This is a genomic window from Arthrobacter sp. Hiyo1, assembly GCF_001263615.2.
GTDB lineage: Bacteria > Actinomycetota > Actinomycetes > Actinomycetales > Micrococcaceae > Arthrobacter.
Genome location: NZ_DF952470.1, coordinates 269,794 through 272,100, shown reverse-complemented (window position 1 = coordinate 272,100; position 2,307 = coordinate 269,794). Strand labels below are relative to the sequence as shown.

Here is a 2,307-nt window from a genome sequence, read left to right as displayed (position 1 = left end):
GGGAATGATGCAGCCACCATCGGGAGGCTCCGCCAAGCGGCCTGATGCCCGGCGATTCCTCGTCGAGTACATAGAGCGCGACGGCGGCGCCGTCCTCGGCTGCGCCCGCAGCGCCGGGTTGTCCGTGGCCCGGAGGTCGTCCCGGAACCACACGATCGACGGCTTCACTATTTCCCCTCGGATTTCGCGCAAAGGCCATGCCCCCTAGGACGAATCCTAAGGGGCATGATCTGTGTTGAGATTTACTTAGGCATCAGGACGGAGTCAACCAGGTACACCGTGGCGTTGGCAGTGTGGACGCCGCCGCAGATCACGGCGGAACCTCCGTCAACCTTGAGTGCGTCCTTGGTTCCCGTAACGGTCACGGAGTCGCCCTCAACCGTCTTGTGGGTTCCCACGATCTGGTCCGGGGTCAGCTGGCCGGGGATGACGTGGTAGGTGAGGATCTTGCTCAGTGTAGCGTCGTCGGTCTTGAGGCCGTCGATGGTGGCGGCGGGGATCTTGGCGAAAGCGCTGTCCACGGGAGCGAAGACAGTGAACTGGCTGCCATTAAGCGTGTCCACCAGGTTGACCTTGGGGTTCAGCTTGCCGGACACAGCGGCCGTGAGGGTCTTGAGCAACGGGTTGTTGGAAGCGGCCACGGCTACGGGGTCGAGCGCCATGCCGGCAACGGAACCTGCACCGCTGGGAACCTGGGAGGCGTAAGCTGCACAGCCCGGGCCAACCAGGTCTTTGCTCGGGTCCATCGCGGCACTTGCCGACGCTGAGGGGGTCGCTGCCATGGTGGACGACGGGCTCGGAGCCGCCGATGAGGGTGAAGCCGTGGTAGCGGAGCCGCCACATGCAGTGAGGCCCAGCAGGGCGGAAGCGGCGAGGCCGGCGATCGCAAAAGACGTGCGCTTTGTAGCAAGCATGACATTTCTCCTTCAAACGGACTGACATTCGGTGCCGGTTGATTCCGGCGTGAAAGCACTTCACCCTTGCGGGCTAAGTCCTTATGCCAGCTATTCGGAGGTGCGGGCCACAGGGATGGGTGAGTTTCAAAACTTAATTTGAAAGGGGTTAAGCGGAGCTCATGCGGTGGGCTTCTTCCATGAGCAACTTGCCGAGGAATTCCTGGCGTTCAGGACGGAACCGCGGTTCGATCCCTGTGAGGGACAAAGCGCCGATTGGCCGGCCCAGCTGGTCGAAGACGGCGGCGGCCATCCCCCAACTGCCCTCCAGCACCAAACCGGGATTCACCGAGTACCCGGCCATCCGGGTCTGCTCAAGGTTCCGGCGCACCACGCGCTCGGTGTGGCCAGCGGCGAAGTCCCCGGCGTGCCGTTCCCAGCCGGACAAGATCGTTTCCTGCTCCTCGTCCGCCAGGAAGGCCATGATCGCCGTGCCCGCCGACGCGACGCCGAGCGGGAACCTGACGCCCTCGTGCAAGACGAATGACCGCACCGGGAAGCTGCCTTCCTCGCGAAGCACGCACACGGTTTCGTGGCCACGACGGATCGAATAGAAGGCGCTTTCGCCGCTCTCCTCGGCGAGGCGGCGGAGGCTGGGCCGCGCCAGGTCCTCAACCGGGAACCGGGCCGCCGCCACCGAGCCAGGAGGAAGATCTCCGGCCCCAAGATCCAGTTACCGGTCCGCTGATCGTGGTCCAGCAGGCCTTCAGCGGCGAGGGACGCGAGCAAGCGGTGCACCGTGGGCGGGTCAAGCCCGACTCGCGGACCAGGCCAGCGATGGACATGCCCTCCGGCTTGCGTCCCACGAGCCGGAGGAGCGCAGCGACCCGGCCTACCACTTGGGCGCCCTGGACCGGCTTGGTTTGCGGCTGCTGAGTTGGCAACGCTACCCCTCTCCAAAGATTTCCTCCACAATATGGACACTTCAAAGAGTAGCGTCCACACTGTGCAAGTTCAGCCTTGCTGGCCAAGGAACGCCATTGACCCTTCGCCCAGGGCCACCATATGCTCCTTTTCAGACCGCCAACTCAGCCCAGTGTCCACAAAGTGGATAGCCGCTGGGCGACCCTACTCAAAGACGAGGACAACGCCATGGCCAAAATCCACTCCAGCGCCGCCGTTGCACTACAGGACGTCCTGCGCGACGGCCAGACGATCGCCGTCGGCGGCTTCGGGCTCAGCGGCATCCCCGCGGACCTGATCGACGCCGTCCGCGATTCGGGCGTCAAGGACCTGACGGTGGTTTCCAACAACATGGGCATTGACGGCAAGGGCCTCGGCGTCCTCATCGAAGCCGGCCAGGTCCGCAAGGTCATCGCCTCGTACGTGGGAGAGAACAAGCTCTTCGCCGAGC

The 2,307-nt window shown here is 64.2% G+C and carries 2 protein-coding genes and 2 pseudogenes; 1 reads left to right on the top strand and 3 read right to left on the bottom strand.

The window, feature by feature from the left end; translation table 11 throughout:
- The 3 genes and pseudogenes from AHiyo1_RS26560 to AHiyo1_RS10145 form a co-directional block, all read right to left on the bottom strand.
- Positions 1-168 (bottom strand): annotated as a pseudogene (locus AHiyo1_RS26560) (deoxyribodipyrimidine photo-lyase); the annotation flags it as partial.
- A gap of 74 nt (positions 169-242) precedes the next feature.
- Positions 243-914 carry a fasciclin domain-containing protein gene (locus AHiyo1_RS10150; RefSeq protein WP_059388488.1) on the bottom strand — a complete coding sequence of 224 codons (672 nt, stop codon included), beginning with the start codon at positions 912-914 and terminating at the stop codon, positions 243-245.
- Between the two features lie 148 nt (positions 915-1,062).
- A pseudogene (locus tag AHiyo1_RS10145) lies at positions 1,063-1,792 on the bottom strand (IclR family transcriptional regulator).
- Positions 1,793-2,045: 253 nt separating this feature from the next.
- Between AHiyo1_RS10145 and AHiyo1_RS26555 the strand changes: the two are divergent.
- On the top strand, positions 2,046-2,307 hold a 262-nt coding region (locus AHiyo1_RS26555), incomplete at its 3' end, for a CoA-transferase (RefSeq protein ID WP_275937052.1).

Excerpts from the sequence above, each read along its gene's own strand:
- AHiyo1_RS10150 (WP_059388488.1), bottom strand. The coding sequence starts at position 914 with ATGCTTGCTACAAAGCGCACGTCTTTTGCGATCGCCGGCCTCGCCGCT.